The sequence below is a fragment of the Streptomyces calidiresistens genome (genome assembly GCF_014141525.1).
GTDB classification, from domain to species: domain Bacteria; phylum Actinomycetota; class Actinomycetes; order Streptomycetales; family Streptomycetaceae; genus Streptomyces; species Streptomyces calidiresistens.
Genome location: NZ_VKHS01000618.1, coordinates 1 through 3,395 on the forward strand (window position 1 = coordinate 1; position 3,395 = coordinate 3,395).

The window sequence follows — 3,395 nt, forward strand, 5'->3', positions numbered from 1 at the left end:
GCCCTCGCGCACCGCCTCCGCGACCCGCCCGCGCAGCTCCTCCAGACCCGGCTCGTTCGCCCGCACGGGGGCGTCCGCCGCCCGGGCCGCCGGTCCGATCGCGATGCCGTCCGCCGCCATGCCGCTCCCTCTCCCGCCGGGACCCTCCCGACCCCGACCATCCTCCCGCCCCGGCGGGACACGCACGCGAGGGGCTCGCGCCGGGCTGCGCGAACCGGCCCCCGGGGGCACGATGGCGTCATGTCGAAACCCTCGCGCGCCGATGCCCGTCGCTCCGGAAGCATCGACTCCGTCCGATCCGTCCGCTCCCGCGATTCCGTGCTCTCCGTCGGCTCCACGGACTCGGTGCTCTCCCTGTGGTCCAGGGATTCCGTGCTCTCGATCGGATCCACCGGCTCGGCGCTGTCCATCGGGTCGGTGGGGTCGTTCCTGTCGGTGGGCTCCGTCGGTTCCGCGCTGTCGATCCTGTCGGTCGGGTCCTGGCTGAGCACCGCCTCGCTGCTCTCCGCCCGCTCGTCCCGCTCGGTGATGTCCCGGCGGTCGCGGGGCGGCGTCATGGCCGCCGGCACCACCGCCGCCGCGCTGGTCTCCCTGGCGGTCCTGGCCGCCGAACGGCGCCCGAACCGGGCCGGGTGAGGTCGGGCCGCGACCGGCCCCGGGGGGCGCGCCCGGCCAATTCGGCCGTGTGCGCCTCCTCTTCGACCTGCGGGAGCCCCGTCCCGGTGCCGGGTCATCGGCATGCGATGTGGGCCCAACGGACGAGGACGAGCACCACATCGGGTGACATGGACGTGGCCGATCCCCGATCCGGGGGATTCCGTCCCGATGCTGGGGGAGCCGCGAGACGGACCCACGGAAGGACCCGGCCCATGACCACCACCGCGCAGGACGTCATCACCCTCAAGCTCGAGCGCGAGTTCGACGCCATGGACGCCAACCACGACGGACACCTGGACTGGACGGACTACCAGCAGCTCGCCGACCGCTACATCCAGGCCTACCGCCTCGACCGGAACGACCGCCGGGCCCGGGCGCTCCAGACCTTCTACCAGATCTACTGGCTGGAGCTGCTGCGTCACGCGGGCGTGGACTCGGACCGGCTGACGAAGGACCAGTTCGTCATGGCCAACCGCCTCGCGGTCGTCGACACCAGCCGGCTCAACGTGACCGAGGGCGGCGGTCACGCGATCTTCGATGTCCTCGACGTGAACGGTGACAACGAGATCGGCAGGGACGAGTTCGTCCGCTTCCTGCGGGACGTGCGGATGAGCGAGACCCCCGACGCCATGGAGATGTTCACCCGGCTGGACACCGACGGGGACGGCATGATCTCGCGCCACGAGTTCATCCGCGCGGTCCGCGAGCACTTCCTCTCGCACGACCCGGAGGCCCCCGGCAGCATGTTCTTCGGGCGCGTCTGACCCCACTGCTTCCGGGCACCCGCCGCTTTGGCCGGGGCCCCGCGACGGCCGTCCACCGGGATCCGGACCCGGCGGGCGGCCGTCGCCGTGCGCACACCTCTTCCGGACCCCGCCCCGACGGGGTCCTCGGAACTCAGCGGCGGGACTTCTTCATCTCACCGACGAAGGCCGTCCAGGCGGGGGCGGCGAAGCCGAGGACCGGACCGGCCGGCGCCTTGCTGTCACGCACCGGCACCACCCCCGGAACCCCGCCGGCCACCTCGACGCAATTGCCACCCGCCTGATTGCTGTAGCTGCTTTTGCGCCACGCCGGACTGCACGGATCGGGCCGGTGAACCCCTCCGGCGAGGGCCCCACTCCCCGCCTCAACGCCTGGCGTCATCGCTCAACTCTCCGAGAAAAGCCCTCCACGCGGGGGCGGCGAAACCGAGGACCGGACCGGCCGGCGCCTTGCTGTCACGCACCGGCACCACCCCCGGAATCCCGCCGGCCACCTCGACGCAATCGCCACCCTCCTGATTGCTGTAGCTGCTTTTGCGCCAACCGCCGGCGCTGATACCGGGACGGGAAACTCGCTCCACTGTGATCGTCCTCCATCGCGGATCGGATCATGTCGAGTGACATGAGTGGCGGCAAAGCTACTGCCCGCAACCGATCGTAGAGGAACGAGTAGAGGCCGACCTCGGACGGATCCTCGATGAGTTGGCCGTAATCCGCGCCTTCCGTATAGGCGATCTCGGTCCGATCCGGGAGGGTCAACACCGTGAGGGAGCCCCCCATGGAATCGTGTTCGCCCTGGTCGAAAGGGAGGACCTGCAAGGTCACCCGGGGATCGCGGGCCGCTTCCAACAGGCGCTCCAACTGAGCCCGCATGACCTTCCGTCCGCCGACCGGACGTCGCAGCACCGCTTCGTCCAACACCAACCACAGCTCGGGTTGGTCCGGCTCCCGAAAGCGTTCCTGGCGTCGCAATCGGGCGGTCAACCGTTCGTTGAGGTGCGCCTCATCGCGCAGCGAACGCCCTCTGCTCAGCACGGCCCTGGCGTAGTCGGGGGTCTGCAACAGACCCGGTACCACGTGCGCGGCGTATTGATGGATCCTCACCGCCCTCGCCGAGTACTCCATGAACGCCCGGGACCAGTCGGGGAAGGTCTCGCGGTAGACGTACGGCCACAGGTCGGTCAACAGGCTGTCCGCACCGAGGATCTCGTCCAGGGCGCGGGCGAGTTCCAGCGTGGGGCGGGCGCCGCACGCCCGCTCGATCTGGGTGATCCGCGAGTCGACCACGTAGGCCCGGCGACCCAGCTCGGCCTGGGTCAGCCCGGCCGCCGTGCGGAGTTTGCGCACCCGGGCGCCGAACAGCGCCGCCATCGAGGAACGCGGGTCGATCTCCTTCGCCATGACTCCACTCCCGTCTCCCGGCGCTTACGCGCCCGGGCGTAAGGCCCTCTCCCCTTCCGCACCCGGGCTTTCCTGCCGAAACCTGAAGACGGAAGGTCACCGCGCACGCACGCTGCGCACCGGCACCACCCATGAAGGACCAATTCCGTGCCAAAGGCGATGCCGTCACCCGAAGATGACCCGAACGAGCGAACGAGCATCCTGCCCGGTTCACCAGGCCCGGGGCCGAGCCTCACCGAACGCGACTCACCCACCGGCGCCTCGGTGTTCCCGTCGCGCCCGGCCGCCTCGGCGGCGTTTCCCGCCACCCCGGAGGGCGCCCGGTCCGCCCGCCGATACGCCGTGGGGCACCTCGCCGCCGAGGGCTTCCCGCCGTCCTCCGAGGTGTCGGGCACGGTCGCGCTGCTGGTGGGCGAACTCGCCGCCAACGCCGCCCGCCACGCCCGGGTCCCCGGCCGCGCCCCGGGCCACGGGTTCCGTCTCCGCCTGGTTCTCGTCCAGGATCGCGGTGGGGTCCGGATCGAGGTCACCGATGCCTCGCCCGTCCTGCCGCCGCCCGTCCCCGGCCTGCCC

Annotated in this window: 6 protein-coding genes; 3 read left to right on the plus strand and 3 right to left on the minus strand. The window is 71.3% G+C overall.

What is annotated here, in order from left to right; all coding sequences use genetic code 11:
- Positions 1-240 precede the first annotated feature (240 nt).
- On the plus strand, positions 241-636 hold the full coding sequence (locus FOE67_RS20485; protein WP_228474101.1) for a hypothetical protein: 396 nt from the start codon (positions 241-243) through the stop codon (positions 634-636).
- A gap of 233 nt (positions 637-869) precedes the next feature.
- Positions 870-1,421 carry an EF-hand domain-containing protein gene (locus FOE67_RS20490; RefSeq protein ID WP_182666312.1) on the plus strand — a complete coding sequence of 184 codons (552 nt, stop codon included), beginning with the start codon at positions 870-872 and terminating at the stop codon, positions 1,419-1,421.
- Positions 1,422-1,554: 133 nt separating this feature from the next.
- Here FOE67_RS20490 and FOE67_RS20495 read toward each other — a convergent pair whose 3' ends face one another.
- Genes FOE67_RS20495 through FOE67_RS20500 form a run of 3 tightly spaced genes read right to left on the minus strand, consistent with a single transcriptional unit; the run spans position 1,555 to position 2,792 of the window.
- Complete coding sequence (locus FOE67_RS20495; protein ID WP_182666313.1) at positions 1,555-1,803, minus strand: DUF397 domain-containing protein; 249 nt, start codon at positions 1,801-1,803, stop codon at positions 1,555-1,557.
- A complete protein-coding gene (locus FOE67_RS29555; protein ID WP_323385149.1) occupies positions 1,787-1,915 on the minus strand; it encodes a DUF397 domain-containing protein in 129 nt (42 codons plus the stop codon). Before FOE67_RS29555 ends, FOE67_RS20495 begins: the two co-directional genes overlap by 17 nt.
- Entirely contained in the window at positions 1,878-2,792 is a 915-nt protein-coding gene (locus FOE67_RS20500) for a helix-turn-helix domain-containing protein (protein ID WP_182666315.1), read from the minus strand. Before FOE67_RS20500 ends, FOE67_RS29555 begins: the two co-directional genes overlap by 38 nt.
- Positions 2,793-3,086: 294 nt before the next feature.
- Here FOE67_RS20500 and FOE67_RS20505 point away from each other — a divergent pair.
- A partial coding sequence (locus FOE67_RS20505; RefSeq protein ID WP_228474102.1) for an ATP-binding protein occupies positions 3,087-3,395 on the plus strand: 309 nt, incomplete at its 3' end.